The organism is Paenibacillus nicotianae (genome assembly GCF_042681745.1).
Taxonomy (GTDB): Bacteria; Bacillota; Bacilli; order Paenibacillales; family Paenibacillaceae; genus Saccharibacillus; species Saccharibacillus nicotianae.
Window position 1 is genome coordinate 3,106,474 of record NZ_JBHUGF010000010.1, and the last position, 18,103, is coordinate 3,124,576.

Sequence of the window (18,103 nt, forward strand, 5' to 3'; positions counted from 1 at the left end):
CTAATTAATAAGCAACCGTTTCACGCATCACTTCTTGCACAGTTGTTATACCTTCTACAACTTTGTGCAATCCATCTGTCATAAGGGTTACCATCTCTTGCTCTTTAGCCGCGTTTCTAATTTCTTCAATCGCTGCTCCTTCTGTAATAATGCGGCGCAACGTTTGATCAATTTTGAGAACTTCTTGAATTGCTACACGTCCGCGATAACCGGTATGATTGCAGTTACCACAACCTTTGCCACGATGTAGCACCTGCACATCTAATCCATGACTTTCTAGCACAATCTTTTCTTGATCTGTCGGTGTATATGATTCTTTGCAATCCGAACAGATTCGGCGCACTAAGCGCTGGGCGACAATTCCTATTAGTGACGAAGCGATCAGATACGGTTCAATCCCCATATCACGTAGACGCATCACTGTGCTTACTGCATCATTCGTATGAATCGTTGATAACACTAGATGACCTGTTAAGGAAGCACGTACAGCAATTTCAGCCGTCTCATCATCACGTATTTCTCCGACCATGACGATATTAGGATCTTGTCTCAAAATCGAACGTAATCCTGATGCAAAGGTTAAGCCGATTCCGGGATTGACCTGCACTTGATTGACGCCTTGTAATTGATATTCCACCGGATCTTCGATCGTAATCACATTTGCACTTTCGGTATTCAATAGATTAAGCGCCGAATAAAGAGTTGTCGTTTTACCGCTACCTGTAGGCCCTGTGATTAACAAAATACCGTAAGGCTGTTCAATCATTTCGCGGAACCAGACAGCGTTTTTGCGATCAAATCCCAATTGTTCTACAGGTTTTACCCCTGTACTTAAATCCAATAGACGAAGAACAATTTTCTCTCCATGCATTGTTGGTAACGAAGATACCCTAATATCGACCATCTTCAGATCAAACTGTAGCTTGATGCGTCCATCTTGTGGCAGACGACGTTCAGCAATATTTAATTTCGCCATAATCTTCAGACGCGCCGTAATAAATCCTTGCATCTGCTTTGGTAAATGACGCTCTGTACGCAACACACCATCGATACGATAACGAATCACTACATCACTTTCACCAGGGTCTACATGAATATCGGAAGCTTTCAAATGAACAGCTTGCTGAATCATCTGATTGACCAGACGCACAATAGGTGAAGCTTCATCGGTAATTTCGGTTTCTTCGATCTCATCTTGACTGGGCAACTCGCCCATCATCAGACTCATCGAATCACGCAACCCATAATAATGAGCAATCGCGCGCTGTAATTCATCCCGGCTCGAAATAGCAGGCTCGATCCGAAATCCAGTCGTCATCCGCAAATCTTCGATCGCAAAGTAATCCAGTGGATCGACCATCGCTACTGTTAATTTACTGCCATCTTTCATAAAAGGAAGCACTTGATATCGCTTGGCCATACTTTCTGGAATAATCTGCGTGATTGCTGGATCGATCTGATATTTAAAAAGACTCACATGAGGAATACCTAATTGAAGTTCTAACACTTCAATCAATTGTTGCTCTGTGATAAATCCTTGCGCTATTAGTACATCCCCAAGCTTGCGTTTGGATTTATTTTGTTCGGTCAAAGCTTGTTGCAATTGTTCTTGCGAAATTAGACCACTTTCAAATAAAAGATCGCCTAATTTTTTTTTCAACATTTTCATTCATTTCAACTCCATAGCCATGATGATGACATACTGATGAGTCTCTATAGACCTGTTTGTAAAATAGATGCGATTAGGAACAATAAATTGAGTGAAATGACTTTGCGAATTAACATCATCAACCGATATAAATATCAGTTACTTCACTTTTATCGGACGCTTTTACAAAATTTGTTATATAGTGAATCAAAAATATTAAGGAGAAGTCATACATGAATAAGAAAAAGCGCTGGATTCCTTTAGTTATCGTACTTTTGTGCCTGATGATTATACCGATTACCCATATGATTGTCGGTGCGGCCGCTGCATATCCTGTACGCATTTTAGAAATCAGTGATGATGGTACATCAACATTAAAAAGCCAACTGGCTAACGTCTCTAATTTCACTGTACGTTCTATTCGGATGAAAGAATTCGTAGCGCAACGTGAAGAATTAGATGGCAGATATGATGCGATCTATATTGGCAAAGGAACGTATAGCACTACAGGCGTTCAAGGCAACAATCACAACACCACCGCAGTGATGAACGATATTACACATCTCAAAGCGGACGATATTGTCAATAGTTATATCAATAAAGGACTACCTGTTATTTTGCATACGTCTATTTTGAATCAGACTGCTAACACGTCCAAAGCTACAGCCGATCAACGGATTTTGTATGATACTTTTGCCAAATACAATCAAGCGGCTTCCAAAGTAAGCAATGTATTTTTTGTTGATGATAATGGCTTAACTTCACTGGTCACACAGATGAAAAATTCAAGTTCTACGATTAGTAGCTTACTGATGCAACGCCCTCAATTTACGGTGACGAGTGCTCCGATTGATTATTCGGTGAATAAGACCAATGTATACAAACAAGGGGATACGATTAATTTTGCATTTAATGTAGATCGTATATCTGATTTTAGTAGTGGTGGGGTTGAAGCGAATCTTTATCTAGGGATCGATAAAGTGATTACGATGGGAAGAGATCAACTGGTAGCTACTACTTCACTTACTCAATCCAATGGAACATTGCAATACAAGTTACCCAAAGCGTATTCAGGTCTACTGTACTGGAAGCTCGAAATTGTAGACCGTCAAAGTAGCGGACAACTGAAAAATTATACAACAGGTATTATTCGCTATCAGGATGAAAAAACAGTTGTGCGCGTATTGCAAGTACTGCCTTCTGATGGCAATGCAAGCAGTTTGTTAAATACTGCAAACATGACGCCAAGTTATCTGTCAGGAACAGATTACAATCTCAATATTACGGTCAAATCGTTCAGCGATTTTAATACTCCGGCTGTATATAGCACACTAAACGGAACTTACGATATGCTGGTATTTGGTTTTCGCGATGAATATAATCAATTCGCTCCATTAACCGATGCATCTGCTACAGCAGTCCAGAAATTTATCGCTTCCGGTCAAGGTGTAATGTTCACCCATGATACGATTTATGATAAAAGTAATACCAATTCTAATCGATGGTTAAGCTATTTCCAGCCTAGTTCCGGTCAGATTGCTCCCAAAACTAATATTGGTCTGAATGCTGTCTCTGCTTCTTCCAGTACAGCGGTGGTGAATGATGGCTTGCTGACTCAATTTCCGTTTGATCTGAGTCAAGCTCCAACAAATACCGGTGGATATGTAGGGCAAATCAATCTTACGCATGATCAGTACTATACGCTGAATTTGGAAGATCAAGATGTGGTCTCCTGGTACAACATTATAGGTAGTAGTCGTGATACCGCGGATAGCTGGAACCATTACTATACGTATTCCAAAGGAAATGTAACGTATTCAGGTACAGGTCATACGAATAGCAAATTCCCTCAATGGGAGCAGAAATTATTTGTAAATACGTTATATCGAGCATTTATCGGTTCTAACCATGCTCCTTATATTACCGTTAATGCTCCAACCGATCAGAGTACTAAGCCTTCGTATCTAAAAGACCTTGTACTCAGTTATATTCCCAACGATCTGGATCTGAAAGACCGTAATCTATATGCTAGTGTCAAATTCAAATCAGGTGGCGTATATTTACCTGATCTTGAAATTTCAGAAAAAACAGTCTTATCCGGTCAAAGTGTAACCGAAACATTTAGCAATCCTTTGCCACAAGGCGGTACGCTACAGATTGAAATTACAGTTCGAGATAAACAAGGTGCTGTGTCTACACAAACGACCACTTTGAATATTCAACAAGCGCGTGCCAATCTATTAACCGATCGCAAAATTGTGTCCGGTGTACAAAATGGAGAAATTCAGCGCAACACTCCGCTGACGTTACAGTATTCGGTTACTCCACAACCGATTGATTTCAAAACAGTTAATGCACAAGAGCAAGGATTCAGTAAGCTTCTTATTTCTAATATTCAGTATACTGAGAAACTTCCACCCAACTTGGAGATTGTCGGTAATCTACCGGAAGGAATCACCAAAGATGGAACACTGGCTACAGGCTATACTTTAAAAAAAACATTAACAGATATTCCTTACAGTTTGACGACCAAAAATAATGTTCAATCCTATACACCGGATAATCCAAATCCGCTTACATTCTCGGTGGCACTGACTCCGGTAAGTCAGGGGACGTATAATCTGGTGAATGCGAAGCTGGATTATGCAGATATTCATAATGCTTTTGAAAATATCGGTGATCTGGGAACGGCTGGAGACTACAATATCTTTATGCTTGGCGATATCAATATGAATACTTCTGGATTGTCAACAGAAGGTCGTGTTGCTGGAGCCGGTACAGTTACACTCTCCGGTGGCTTTAATATTGGAACCAAGCTTACTTCTACGGCTACTGGAACAGGCGTATTGGTAGCAGGTAAAAATTTGAATTTGAGTGTAGCAGGTGGAACGATCAATTATGGTAATGCGGTGTATGGAGGAACTGTATCCAGTCCTTTTTATATCAAAACCGTCAAAGGGACTCCGATTGACTTTGACGCCACTGCTGCGCAGTTGCTCAAAAAAACAGATCGGTTAGCAACTGTCACTGCGAATGGTACAACCAAAGTAGATTCGTCGGGTACGATTACGTTAACAGGTACAGACCCTACTACTAACGTGTTCAATGTATCGGGTGTGGCTGTAAGCAAAACCAGTTCATTTAATATCAATGTACCCGCAGGTTCAACAGTTCTGGTCAATATCGATGGAACAACTGTAAGTATGAATAGTGGATTAACATTGAGCAGTGGAGTGAATCCTAAGCAAGTATTATTGAATTTTAGTGGGGCGACCGCTCTTAATCTAAGCAATATTAATATTCCAGGTACCGTACTTGCTCCACGAGCAGCAGTCACATTCGGTGGAGATATTCGAGGAACATTAATCGGAGGATCATTAACAGGTTCAGGGAGTAGTGCTTCACTGTACCCATTTGTAGGCGAGATTCAAGTCCCTACACCTCCACCGACAGAACGAGTAACTATTGTGTTCCCAGATATTATTTTCTCTTCGGTAGCACGTATTACTAATCTGCAATTGCCTAACGATACGTTATGGGTAGGCGATCAGAAAACATTAATTCCTATTGTGTTACCTGCGGATGCTAATAATAAAGTATTGCAATGGAAATCAGACAACCCTGCTGTTCTAACGGTAACACCTACAGGTGAAAATGGAACAATCACTGCTGTTGCACCGGGAACTGCACATATTACCATCACAGCAACAGATGGTAGTAATGTGTCAACAACAGCGACAGTAGTCGTTACCAATCCAGGCGTATCGATTGTCGGAGCAGATCAGATCAAAGTAGGTGATAGCACTACATTGCAAGCGATCCTTGTGCCTGCTAATCCGAAAGCTACTGTGACATGGTCATTCAAAAATGCAGCCGATAAAGACAAAGCAACATTGACACCAACCACTCTTGATCCCTGGAAAGTGGTAGTTCGTGGATATGATTCAGGTACAGTCACTCTTGTCGCTACAGTGACGACGAATGGTGCACCAAGTCGCACCTATACTAGCGAACATCCGATTGTAGTTACCCGACCGGTTGAGAAAGTAAATATTCAAGGCCCTGATACTGTAGCTGTCGGTTCGACCATCAATTTACAAGCGATTATTTCTCCAGCAAATGCAGATACACCGAAGTATAGCTGGTCATTTGAAAGTCCAACCAGTTCTACTTTAGCTGGTATCACATCAGGTACAGGCGATACTGCTGTGATTACAGGTAAGCAAAAAGGAACAGTGACGGTTGTCGTAAATGCTGGCGGGATCGAAGTAAAAAAACAAATTCAGGTCGTACAACCTGTGCAAGGACTATCGATTATCGGCGCAAACAAAGTCAATATCAGTGAAAGTATTAAATTACAAGCGATATTAACACCGGCAGATGCTGATATCCCTGATTTCAAATGGTCATTCGCTGATCCTGCTCAAAGCAATTATGCGACGATTGTAGGAACAGGTAGTACAGCAGTAGTGACAGGAGTACAAAAAGGAACTGTGACTGTCGTAGTAAGCGGAGGCGGTAAGCAAGCTCAACTGGATGTTCAGGTTGTGCCTGTACTTACGGGCTTACGATTGCCAAGTGAAATTCAGATTTGGGAAGGCGATTCGATGAATCTGAACTCGGTCTTGTTCTTTACCCCTGCTAATGTAGACTTAACAACAGCTCTGCAAAATGCGCTCCAATGGAGTACAACCAATACAGGTAATATCACTGTTACCAAAGATGGGATTGTCAAAGGTATTCGTAAAGGAACTGCGGAAGCGACTGTAATCTATACAGATCAAGCATCCATTCGAGCAACCGTTACGATCAAAGTACTCGCCAAAAACACAAATGGTGACCGTTACTAAATCAATGATGATCTGATTTTCCAATCGTTATCACAAAAAGGCACTTACGATCTGATCACAGATCATAAGTGCCTTTTCTTTTAGTACATAATTATTGAAGTTCTAATTTACCTACACGTACATTGACCTGCTGAATTCGCGGTAAGCCTGCTTGTTGATCGGCATATACACCTTCATTATAGGTCACCCGGAATCGACTACCTACATTAGACGAAGGATTCACTTCAATATCACTAGCTCCTCCTACTGCATCCCCGACGACTGCATTGACGGTCAGATCGCCTTTAGCAAAAAAGCCACCATCTAACCAGAATACCGAGCCTACACCATACAAATCAGCGGCTGCTTCTGTGTAAAAGAATCCTTTAATCGTGGTCGGCGTACTGCTGAACGCTTCGATACGGTTAAGCAAAATACCACCTTTAGATAATAAAACGACTTCTTTCCCATTTAGACCTTTGATCGTTGCATCCTGTAATACGGTTGTATAATCTGTAGCATTACTTGGTGCTTTCATCACATAGATCGTTGCATCCAAATCAGCTTCTCCTTGAATGGTAACATTACCTGCGATAAGCATATTAGCACGTATATTGATCGAACTTTGCTGGTAATTATCAATCGTCAAACTTCCATTAAGCAAAAACCATTTACCTGCTTTTTGGGCGTAATTCAATTGATTGAATGTCACTCCATCCAGTTCCAAGTCACCGTTGAATACAACCGATTGATCAAGAGTAGCCAGTGTAACTTTGAGCTTCGCCATCTGATCTTCATAAGATTGCATGGCGGCAACAGCAGCATTATATTGATCCCACTCGGTAGATGGAGCACCCACTGCGGGACGAACAGGAGTCGCTGGCTTGGTAGGCAACGTCAATTGCTTGATACCATAACGTTTGGCTACATCTGTCATCAGTTGCGCTGGATTCTGACCGGAACTATTGTACATCGTCTGAATATCATTACGATTCACCGAGACCGCTTCAGCTATTTTATCTATAAAGGTCTGATCGATATTCACCTGTACAAATTTCTTTTTGTTTTTGATATTGACTTGTTCCAGCGAAATACCTAATACCCTTCCTAGACTATCATTGGCAAGTGTAGCATCCATATTAATAGGTGTATATTGATTACTAACTTTTTCTTCCTGAATAGCATCTAACGATTGCACATAAGCATCACCATTGAGATGAGGGTATTGAGTAGATTGCGTATGACTGGTTGCTTTGTACGTATAGCGAGCCGTACGACTGGTAAGTAAGCTATTTCCTGCATAGATATTACCAATAATATTCGGTGCACCATTCAGAATTAGATTATGTTCTGACCCTAGTGCATAACTTAGAAATTCTGGGAAAGTATCGATATTCACTTCTTGTACCAGTGTGCGGATAACTCCATTAACATTCGCTTGCGCAGTTAATGTCAGCGCATAGCGAGTAAGCTGTGAAGTGGCTCCTTTCTCCGGGCCTTTGTATACAATAGATGTCAATCTGGCTTGCGATGGGCCTGCTCCTGATGCTTGCAGATCTGTGCTTGTTTTGATATTGGTATTAATCTGGTTCTGAATCTGTTGCGTAATATTCAAAATATCTGTATCCAGACTGACCGGATCGATATTGCGTTTTTGATCTAATTGAGCAGTAATATAAGCAACGGTCTCATCCAGTGACTTCTGCGCCAGATGCAGGCTTTGTACATCATTTTCACGCGTTTCAGTACGTTTGGCTCCTCCTACTGTTGCACTCAGAACAGCGAGACCTAATACCGTCAATATCAGCACTACAAACATCACCATCACCAGTGCTGATCCTTGTTCTTGTTTATCACGATGTTGCACTCCGTTGAGATCGGTATCGGTTAACAGCAACTGAACACGCCGCTTCCATTTTTGCAATATAGACATGGATAACCTCCTTTTCCAATATCCAAATAAAATATCTGAATATCTATCATCAAAATCCAAAATTACTTTCAAGCACTAGACTTTTAGATTGACCCTGTACCGTTTGAGAAAGAGCTAACTTAATCTGAATAATGCCGCTCGTATAGACTGTTCGTCCATCAGATTGAATTTGAATCGATGAATTATCTCCTAATTGAGACTGTATTGCTCTTACCTGATCTTTCGGTTGCACTATTGAAGTAACGGTTGATGAACTACTAACACTCTGCAAGCTACCGATATATAATGACCCTGCCTGCATATAGATATTTAAGACTTCGATCGTACCTGTTGTGCCACTTGCTATCGCTGGATCACGTTCTAAGCGAATTCCTATATTTTTGCCATTGACCGTTAATTGACGAACACGATCCGGTGCAAATGTATATAGTTCGGTAATAATCGAAGACATCAATATATCACCTTCATCCCGTAACGAGTTTTCAACTTTAATCTGGTTATAACTACGCATTCCAAAATGTGCTACTCCATAGATCATACTCATCACCATAGCTAACAAAAGCAATGTAGGAAGCATTTCGACTAATGTAAATCCTTCTTGACGACGCAATCGATCAACGAATTTTCTCATCGGTGATATACCCCTCCACAATCGTTCCAACCTGACCTGACTTTTCTTCTATTCCATGTACCGTAATCTGGATTGGAAGCAGATAGGCAGATTCTTGCCCTTTAATCGTTCCTGCTGTTCCAGTAGATGCTTGTAGCAAATCTTTCTGATACTGAATCGCTACCCGGTATTGCACTCCATTCACGATAGGATTCAATACCGCCGCCAATACTTGAGGTTGTTCTACAAGTGAAGCGTAGACACTGCAATTGGTGATCGATTCACACTTTTGGCTATCGATACTAGGATTGGATTGAAAATACGTTTTCCATGTATCAAAATTTTGCTTCTCCGCATACACCAGTGCATTACGAGCCAGATTCACCATCACTGTTTTATTAGCATTGCTTTTAGCATAAGATAATGAATCGCCAAAGTAAGACATTAATACCAGCGACACAACCGATAAAATAACAATTGCCGCCATTACTTCAATCAAGGTAAAGCCTTCTTCATGTTTGCTATACTTTCTCATCGGTAGGCTCCTTTTTCTTTAGCTATTTTTAGATATGTAGCATCCGTTCCTGGTAGATATGCCCTTATCTACTTCTTCGACTAATTACGCTCTGAACTTTATACATCCTTTTCCAATTTCATACATCCACTTTATAAACGTCACAAAAAATGGGATTAGATACTTTGTTTCTTCTGATCGATTGGGCTAATAGTAGAAATAAATTGCGAACCCAAAGACAAATAAAAAAAGCGCCTTTGCAGGCGCTTCTGATACATAACTCTTTGCTTTTGATAGATAACTCTTTATAGTAGGCAGTTGTGTAAAGATTTAATATGCTTTTTCTAATAAATCGTCACACTGTTGGATAATCTCTTGTTGAGATGATTTGCCGGACATTTCATTAATCAGCAACTCTTCTGAAAGTCGTTGCACTTCTCGTGCTCTTGGATATCTTCGATCATAGTAAGCAGATAATGATTCTGGTAGTGAACTGTGTTGAGCGATTTCCTCTGCTAATACAATCGCATCTTCTATCGCCATCGCTGCCCCTTGTGCTAGATTTGGAGCACTTGCATGAGCAGCATCCCCGCCGATCACGACACGTTGGCTGTACCATTTTTCTTTCAACACTACCTGCCGAATCATATTGAATAAGATCGGGCTATCCGGTTGAAAACAAGTATTCAGGAAATCTTTTTTCCATTGAAAAGGTTCTAACATATGGCGCACTGTATGATAACGCTGTTCTTTGGGATCACGATAATCTTCTTGAACAGGCTTTAGAATAAACATATACCCACTTGTAGCTGTTAGTGGAAAAATACCTACTTTATTGTCCTCATTTAGTAACATATAGCTGGTGGTCGTCAATGTACCCGCAGGAAACTCAATCGGCACACGCCATGAACCCATTCCTAGGTAAGACGATTGAACCTCACGCTGAAGCATAATATTACGCACTTTCGAGCGAATCCCATCGAATCCTACAAGCAGATCAGCTTCTAAAATAGTATCATCTTCAAAATAAACTGTTACTCCATGCTCATGTTCTTCATATGTTTTAAAATGTTTATCCCATTTCATGTTAACTCCAAGTGCTAGCGCTTTGGATAATAAAATCTGATTTAATGTAGAACGCCAGATCGAGTTACGTCCAGGTAAATCTTCATTCAAAAACTTCTGATTTACTTCTAACAATACGCGTCCTTCTTTGTTCAAAATCTGCATACTATCCAGTTGTACCCCTTGCTCCAGACACTCTTCATACACTCCCAAATCTTTTAACACTTTAAACGTATTTTGAGGTTGTGTGATGCCTGTACCCGCAGGTGCATCATGAGCACTGCCTTCGCATAATGTGACCTGAAGTCCAATTTTCTGCAAAGAAATAGCAGCAGATAATCCTCCGATACCCGCTCCAATAATGATTACATTTTCTATAGTGTTCGACATAATGCAGCTCCTTTTGTGTTATAAAACGACTTGATGATTGAGCAGCATTTTCAACTGCATCTGGAAGAATAGTTAAAAATAAGCTCTATAAAATATTTTACATGTAAAATTTATAATATGTAAGATTGTTATTTTTGCAAAAGTATGGACAAAGAAGCAAAATATTAAATATTTTGAATATAAATGGATGGTCAAAAATGATAGTAAAAAGAAATAAATTTTGCAAAAAAGGTAACGTATATCGGATTGAGTTCGTCTAACTAGAGGAGGTGTTACTAATGAATCAAACCAATCGAGGTGTAACAATAGCTTCTGTACTGCTACTTACCCTCACCATAACAGCCTGTCAAAAGCAAACAACTGCTCCAGTTGCCGATTCACAACCAACGCCAGCAGTATCTACAACCCTAGAGAATCAACAGGTAGATGATAAGACGGTAACAGACAGTGCAGAATCTTCGGATAACCAAGCCACAACTTCAGTAGAACAACGTGAATCTACGCAGTCTTTCGATATGGGGATGGGCGATAAACGAACAGCTACTCTTAAAGAGAGTAATGACTACTCATTATATGTGTTTGACGGATACACACTAGATACTGCAACCAATCGCCTTCAATTGACGGATAATCCTAAATACTATGCCGAAATCGAAAAATTATCTTCTGATTTCAAATTAGATGAGTTGCGTACTAAAGGAATAAAAGAATTGGCAACGTATGGCGAAGCAAAAGAATATAAAGGCGATCAGTTATATGAAGGCCCAATGGTAAAAGCAAGTCTACTGTTACAAGTGTCTGATGAAAAAGGATTGCATGAATATATTGTCTGGGAAGATGAGCAGAGCAAAGATGCTTATATTTTCCGCGTATACTCACCAGAAGGAAAAGAAGCCGATACTTTTTTAACACCAGCCCTTACATCGTTAGCAAGTATTATGTCTAAAACAGATCGTTAATAAGTTCCACACATTTTATTAACTTGTTCGTAAAAAATGTCTACTAGCGTAGAAATAAATAACATCAAAAAACCATCGATCCCTATTTAGGAACCGATGGTTTTTGATGTCGTTTATTATACTGTTTTTTATACATTAAGATCTTTGCTCAGATGCTATTAATTCCAAAATCAAAGTTTCTCGTTCAATCGAAAAGCCCATCGAAGGCTCTTGATTCATCATCACTTGTCGATTATGAAGAATAGCTTTATTCAAATTGATCCATACAGCAGACATTCCATTTGTAATCTCATATTCTTCTAGTTGGGTCTCTCCCAATTGTTCATCGATCGAACAGATATAATAGTAAGATAACATACGAATCAGATCATAGTCTGGTTTATGATAAGGGCGGAACTCTTCAATATAACCCAATTCCCGTATAATTTGAACATTGGTAGCCCCTGTTTCTTCTGCAAGTTCTCTACATAATCCTGTATACAAATCTTCGTGCCATTCCACACCGCCACCTGGAAAGCTATAATCGTTATATCTTTGAGTATATAACAGTAAAATATCATCTCCTCGCATAATAATAGCCCGAGCAGCTTTACGCTCAAAACAGCGTCCTTCAAGCGAAGTGAGATCTTGATGAACTAGCTTGTGAATCAACTCCATAAGATGATATTCCTTTCTACTACCCTTGTATTAGTGTGCTTTTAATTTGGCATCTTTATCGTGATAGACACCGATTTTATGAATAATCTTTTCACTAGAAGTATTTAATCCTTTGACTACTACATCATTGCCAAGAGCACGCAATCGAATAACGACTTTATCTACAGCGCCTACACCCGAATCGTCCCATACATGAGCGTTTGCAAAATCGAGCATAATCGTAGTATCGCTGATCGTATAATCAAAAGAATCTACAAAGCTCTCCACAGAAGCAAAAAATAACTGTCCTTCTATACAATATACTAGCGTATGTTCGATATGCTGAGAAACTACTTTAATCGTAGAAATTTTGGCGACAAATAAAATAGCACTTAACAAAATACCAGCCATTACACCAAGAGCTAGATTATGAGTAGCAACTACTACAATTACAGTCACTAGCATCACGAGCGCGTCACTTTTTGGTGCTTTACGCAAATAGTTAAATGAAGTCCAATCAAATGTTCCAATCGCAACCATAATCATAATTCCTGCTAAGACAGGCATCGGAATCTGAATGACTACTCCACCTAGAACCAAAATCAAAAACATCAGGAACACACCTGCAATCAATGTAGATAATCGGCTACGTCCTCCCGAATTGATATTAATAATCGATTGACCAATCATTGCGCAACCTGCCATACCACCGAAAAACCCAGTAAAAATATTAGCTATACCTTGTCCGCGTGCTTCTTTGTTTTTGTTACTACCTGTACCTGTCATATCGTCTACTATCGATGCTGTTAAAAGCGACTCTACCAGACCGACCACTGCTAAAGAAATAGAATACGGTAAAATAATCAGTAATTTTTCTAGATTCAAAGGCACGTTAGGAAACAGAAAAGAAGGTAAAGATTGAGTAATCGTCCCCAAATCACCTACCGTTCCAATATGAATATCCCCCCAGATCGCTATCGCTGTCAAAAGCACAATCGCTATAAGTGGTGCAGGAATAGCTTGGAAAAAGCGTGGTAATACATACACAATCAATAACGTAATACCAACAAACAAATACGTTGTTGTAGAAATACCCCAAAAGTGCGGGATTTGAGCCATAAAAATCAGAATAGCCAACGCATTCACAAAACCAATCATCACTGCTCTAGGAATAAATTTCATTAGCTTAGCTACTTTACATATACCAAACAAAATTTGAATAACACCAGTCAATATAGTAGCAGCAAGCAAATATTGTACGCCATACTCACGTACAAGCGGAACAATCAGTAAAGCCATCGCTCCTGTAGCCGCTGAGATCATCCCGAGACGTCCACCGATAAAAGCAATAATCACAGCCATACAAAAAGAAGCATACAAGCCAACCATCGGATCAACACCTGCAATAATCGAAAATGCAATCGCTTCTGGAATCAGAGCGAGCGCCACCACGATACCTGCCAGTACATCTCCTTTCACATTAGACAACCATTGTTCTTTGATCAAATTCATAACAGTACAGTTCACTCCTTCTCTATTTATAATGACTTTTAACTCTCATAAAAGTCAGGGGCCGTTGCGATACAAATCGATAGTAGCATATCCAGAACCAAAATGGAACCTTTTTGGTTCTTTTACTATGTTATAATTTGAGAAAGTCTGATCAGAGTAAGGAGTTTATGTAATGTTAACCGGCTATATGCGACCTTATCAGGACGATCTTCATTGTCATCACCAATTGGAGCAATTACAGCAATATGCTTGCGAACAATATGTCACCGAAGAACATGGTTCTGCTAAAAAAAGAATAGTTCTTGAACAGGCAATTCAGACACTTCAGCCAGAAGATACTCTTGTGGTATCCAAGCTATTTGCTTTAGCTGATTCGACAAGACATCTTGCTGAACTGTTAGATCAGATCACTATACAGCAGGCTTATTTGGTTTCTATTGAAGAAAAGATCGATACTCGTACTGTAGAAGGCAAAGCATTTTACAACAATGTCCATGCTTTACTTCATTTCCAGAGTGATATAGTGAGTGAACATACAAAAAGAGGAATGTATGAAGCTAAAGAAAAGGGGATAAAAGTCGGACGACCTCGTAAATTAGACGACAACGTCAAACAAGCGATCCAAATGTACGAAAGTCAGCAATACACGTTAGCTCAGATTCGAGAAAAAACAGGCATTAGCAAATCGACATTATATCGCTATCTAGAAAATTAAAAATCTATCTGCATTTTAGTATGAGTCACTGTAGAGATCGAGGAGGAATATATATTATGATTCAATCTATCGTTCATATTGCATTAGTGGTCAAAGATTACGATGAGGCTATAGAATTCTATACACGCAAGCTTCATTTCCATGTTATCGAAGATATTTATCAGCCTGAACAGGATAAACGTTGGGTAGTAATTTCTCCGCCAGGGTCTGTTGGAACGACTATCCTGTTGGCTAGAGCGTCCAAGCCTGAGCAAGAACCTTTTGTTGGCAATCAGACAGGGAATCGTGTTTTTCTGTTTCTCAATACCGATGATTTTTGGCGAGACTATCATGACATGGTAGCTAAAGGAATCGAATTTGTGAGAGAACCCAAAGAGCAAGACTACGGGATCGTGGCTGTTTTCAAAGACTTGTACGGTAACCTATGGGATTTGTTGCAAATGAATCCAGATCATCCGATTGCGAAGCGCATATCTTAATTGTTTATTGTGACACATCGATTGGAGATCAGCATATCTTGTCCATAAAAAAAGACTCTCCGCGGAGAGTCTTTGCTGTATAAGTGATCACTATATCATTGATAACAGTCGTTTAAGCTTGTTCCACTTGACTCAAGTTCTTACTGCGAGACAATTGGATCGCTTTACCCACTTCATGCAAAATAAAATCAACAGAAGCTGGATCATGAACATCATATTGATCAATATTCAGACGCAATACCGGGCATCCTGTAAATTCGTTAATCCAAGTCGAATACCGTCCATGCATCTGCTCCCAGTACGAACGTTCTGTCTCGATCTCCATTTGACGACCGCGCAGTTCAATCCGGTTTAGAATCGAAGGCAGACTTCCTTCTAGATAGACCAATACATCAGGATGCGGGAAATAAGGAGTCATCACCATAGCTTCGAAAAGACTGGTATATGTCTCATAATCGGTAACAGACATCGTGCCTTTATCTGCGTGCATTTTAGCAAAAATACCGGTATCTTCATAGATCGAACGATCTTGAACATAACCGCCACCTGCTTCAAAAATCGCTTTTTGCTCTTTAAATCGCTCTGCTAAAAAGTAGATTTGCAGATGAAAGCTCCACCGTTCAAAATCATGATAAAACTTTTCCAGGTATGGGTTATGATCTACTTTTTCTAGCGACGTTTTGAAATTCAAGCGTTCTGCTAACACAGAGGTTAATGTCGATTTGCCGACTCCTACTGTACCAGCAACTGTAATCAGTGCGTTATCAGGTATGTTGTATTCGTTCATGTATAAGCTCCTTTAGATCAGAAGCAATCTGTACGAAATGCTCCTTATTTTCTACAAAATCAATCAAATTGCCATCGATCGTTATAATCTGTGTCGATGGTTCGTTGATCGCAATCGATGCCATCGCTTCTTCATAATCCAGAATCAATTGTTCCAAATAAGCAGTATCCATAGATTGTTCAAATGAACGCTCCCGCTTTTTGATACGGTATAACAACGTTTCGAGATCCGCGCGGATATACAGAATAATATCAGGCTTCGGCAAATCGTCTGTTAGTAAATGATAGATTTGACGGTATTTATCCCGTTGTACACCTTTTAGTGTACGTTCCGAAAAAATCAGATTTTTATAAATATGATAATCCGAAATCACAGGTTTGTGATTGGCAATGTACTGAAGTCCGGTGTCTTCCAATTGCTTATAACGATTGCAAAGAAAAAACATCTCCAACTGAAAACTCCATTCATCGATATTTTCATAAAACTTACCGAGAAACGGATTTTCTTCTACAATTTCTTTGATCAGCGGGATATTCATTTCTTGTGCTAGCATCGTAGCAAGTGTTGTTTTACCAGCACCAATAGCACCCTCTACAGCAATAAACGGGGTTTGTTTCATAGATGTGGATGTCCTTCCTGTTCACAATAATCTTAAAATAGACTTATGTATTGTATCACAAGAAGAACGATTATAGATGCGTAGATTACGAAGTTTTTTGTTCAATATAAGCTTCTAGCAATTTGGAGAACCGTCCGATATGAATCGGCTTCGTAATATACTGTTCAAATCCAGCATTTTTGCCTTTTCGAATATCTTCTTCTAATACAAAAGCGCTGATTGCCCATACAGGGATCATCGATGTGCGGGGGTCTGCTTTCAACTGACTAATTCCTTCAAATCCGTTCATTCCCAAAAAATGAATATCAGACAATATCAAAAAAGGTTGTACCTTGATCGCCATACCAATTCCTTCTTGAATAGTAGAAGCTTCTAATAATTCTACTGCTGGTAACTTCTTTTTAAACAAGTGACGCATCAGTAACATATTTACTCCATCATCTTCAATATACAGAATTTTGATGTTCTTGTGTTCCATAGGATCCTTCCTTTCCGAAAAAAGAAAAAGCCGAAAAAAAGGTATGACTACCTTTTTTTCGGCTTAATCTCAGCGCATATATAATGTCTGTATTATGACCGTATACTTATATAGTGGAGAGTGGTTATTCTTCAAACACATACACAACCATACTCTGATCACGTTCAAAATTCCAATCAGCATACAAATCCACTAATTTTTTTTGAAGAATTTCCTCTAGATCCACGTGCTGTTCCAACAACCGTTTTTCTAATTTACGTTTTGTTGATTTTAATATATTTTCATAACCCAAATCTATTAATTCTTTTTCAAGAAGTATGGTTATACCCTTTCGAAAGATGATTAACAATCTCGGATGAACCCACCAGGAGTCAATAAAAGCAGGTGTTTTTTGCACTTCAGCAGTTACTTTCATCACTTGATTATGAATCTCATTTTTTCCTTGATAATCTTCTGTCTCCATCCAGCTAGAACCGAATAAGCCAGCAATAACGCCGGAAGAATTGTGTAGACCCCAATCATAGTACATATCAGTAACTTCTAAATCCAAATGTTCATTTAAAAACACTTTCAGTTCAGGTAACATCGACTTCATAATCAATTCGCGTGTATACCGAAAAGCTTGTTCTTCTTCTTGACTTAATAAAAACTCTTCAACCGGACTCAAAAAATTCCGCAAATGAATCAAAATGCACCGATCGGATAAAACAATATGTACCGATTCGGGGCCTTTACCAAAGCGCTTTCTTAGCATTTTACTAACAAAGCTGGTTGCTTGACTAACTAATTCATTGTATTGCATATCTATGCCTCCATACAAATATACTCCATTTTGCCTTATTCACATGGAGCGTAAAGATTACAATACAATAAACTCAAATGTGCATATGCAATAATTATAATTAAGTTAATGTATATCGATCAGAATG

The 18,103-nt window shown here is 39.4% G+C and carries 15 protein-coding genes; 4 read left to right on the top strand and 11 right to left on the bottom strand.

Going from position 1 to position 18,103, the window contains the following annotated elements; genetic code table 11:
• Positions 1-4 precede the first annotated feature (4 nt).
• Entirely contained in the window at positions 5-1,669 is a 1,665-nt protein-coding gene (locus tag ACFSGI_RS17770; protein WP_204825510.1) for a GspE/PulE family protein, read from the bottom strand.
• Positions 1,670-1,881: 212 nt separating this feature from the next.
• Between ACFSGI_RS17770 and ACFSGI_RS17775 the strand changes: the two genes are divergently transcribed.
• On the top strand, positions 1,882-6,498 hold the full coding sequence (locus ACFSGI_RS17775) for a DUF5057 domain-containing protein (protein ID WP_204825511.1): 4,617 nt from the start codon (positions 1,882-1,884) through the stop codon (positions 6,496-6,498).
• Positions 6,499-6,589: 91 nt separating this feature from the next.
• On the opposite strand, the gene ACFSGI_RS17780 is transcribed toward ACFSGI_RS17775, so the two are convergent.
• The 4 genes from ACFSGI_RS17780 to ACFSGI_RS17795 all read right to left on the bottom strand — a co-directional run bounded on the left by ACFSGI_RS17780 (position 6,590) and on the right by ACFSGI_RS17795 (position 10,989).
• Positions 6,590-8,410 carry a hypothetical protein gene (locus ACFSGI_RS17780; protein WP_204825512.1) on the bottom strand — a complete coding sequence of 607 codons (1,821 nt, stop codon included), beginning with the start codon at positions 8,408-8,410 and terminating at the stop codon, positions 6,590-6,592.
• A 49-nt stretch (positions 8,411-8,459) separates the two neighbouring features.
• A complete protein-coding gene (locus ACFSGI_RS17785) occupies positions 8,460-9,041 on the bottom strand; it encodes a PulJ/GspJ family protein (RefSeq protein WP_204825513.1) in 582 nt (193 codons plus the stop codon).
• Positions 9,025-9,555: a type IV pilus modification PilV family protein gene (locus ACFSGI_RS17790; RefSeq protein ID WP_204825514.1), complete on the bottom strand. Its 531-nt coding sequence runs from the start codon at positions 9,553-9,555 to the stop codon at positions 9,025-9,027. The genes ACFSGI_RS17785 and ACFSGI_RS17790 overlap by 17 nt, the downstream gene beginning before the upstream one ends.
• A 309-nt stretch (positions 9,556-9,864) precedes the next feature.
• Complete coding sequence (locus ACFSGI_RS17795) at positions 9,865-10,989, bottom strand: FAD-dependent monooxygenase (RefSeq protein ID WP_204825515.1); 1,125 nt, start codon at positions 10,987-10,989, stop codon at positions 9,865-9,867.
• Between the two features lie 278 nt (positions 10,990-11,267).
• On the opposite strand from ACFSGI_RS17795, the gene ACFSGI_RS17800 reads away from it, so the two are divergent.
• The gene (locus ACFSGI_RS17800; RefSeq protein WP_204825516.1) at positions 11,268-11,948 is read left to right on the top strand and encodes a hypothetical protein; all 681 of its coding nucleotides are present in this window, start codon (positions 11,268-11,270) and stop codon (positions 11,946-11,948) included.
• 135 nt (positions 11,949-12,083) lie between these two features.
• Here the strand turns inward: ACFSGI_RS17800 and ACFSGI_RS17805 are convergent, their stop codons facing one another.
• Both ACFSGI_RS17805 and ACFSGI_RS17810 read right to left on the bottom strand, forming a co-directional pair.
• The gene (locus ACFSGI_RS17805; RefSeq protein WP_204825517.1) at positions 12,084-12,605 is read right to left on the bottom strand and encodes an NUDIX hydrolase; all 522 of its coding nucleotides are present in this window, start codon (positions 12,603-12,605) and stop codon (positions 12,084-12,086) included.
• Positions 12,606-12,635: 30 nt separating this feature from the next.
• Complete coding sequence (locus ACFSGI_RS17810) at positions 12,636-14,096, bottom strand: SulP family inorganic anion transporter (RefSeq protein WP_204825518.1); 1,461 nt, start codon at positions 14,094-14,096, stop codon at positions 12,636-12,638.
• Between the two features lie 172 nt (positions 14,097-14,268).
• On the opposite strand from ACFSGI_RS17810, the gene ACFSGI_RS17815 reads away from it, so the two are divergent.
• Together ACFSGI_RS17815 and ACFSGI_RS17820 are read left to right on the top strand one after the other, a co-directional pair.
• A complete protein-coding gene (locus tag ACFSGI_RS17815; RefSeq protein ID WP_204825519.1) occupies positions 14,269-14,811 on the top strand; it encodes a recombinase family protein in 543 nt (180 codons plus the stop codon).
• Positions 14,812-14,867: 56 nt separating this feature from the next.
• Entirely contained in the window at positions 14,868-15,290 is a 423-nt protein-coding gene (locus ACFSGI_RS17820) for a VOC family protein (RefSeq protein WP_204825520.1), read from the top strand.
• Positions 15,291-15,402: 112 nt separating this feature from the next.
• Here the strand turns inward: ACFSGI_RS17820 and ACFSGI_RS17825 are convergent, their stop codons facing one another.
• From ACFSGI_RS17825 to ACFSGI_RS17840, 4 genes are all read right to left on the bottom strand, one after another.
• A complete protein-coding gene (locus tag ACFSGI_RS17825) occupies positions 15,403-16,077 on the bottom strand; it encodes a deoxynucleoside kinase (protein WP_204825521.1) in 675 nt (224 codons plus the stop codon).
• Positions 16,055-16,696 carry a deoxynucleoside kinase gene (locus tag ACFSGI_RS17830; protein ID WP_204825522.1) on the bottom strand — a complete coding sequence of 214 codons (642 nt, stop codon included), beginning with the start codon at positions 16,694-16,696 and terminating at the stop codon, positions 16,055-16,057. The genes ACFSGI_RS17825 and ACFSGI_RS17830 overlap by 23 nt, the downstream gene beginning before the upstream one ends.
• An 85-nt stretch (positions 16,697-16,781) precedes the next feature.
• Complete coding sequence (locus tag ACFSGI_RS17835; RefSeq protein WP_204825523.1) at positions 16,782-17,174, bottom strand: response regulator; 393 nt, start codon at positions 17,172-17,174, stop codon at positions 16,782-16,784.
• A gap of 124 nt (positions 17,175-17,298) precedes the next feature.
• On the bottom strand, positions 17,299-17,976 hold the full coding sequence (locus ACFSGI_RS17840) for a Na-translocating system protein MpsC family protein (RefSeq protein WP_204825524.1): 678 nt from the start codon (positions 17,974-17,976) through the stop codon (positions 17,299-17,301).
• Positions 17,977-18,103 lie beyond the last annotated feature (127 nt).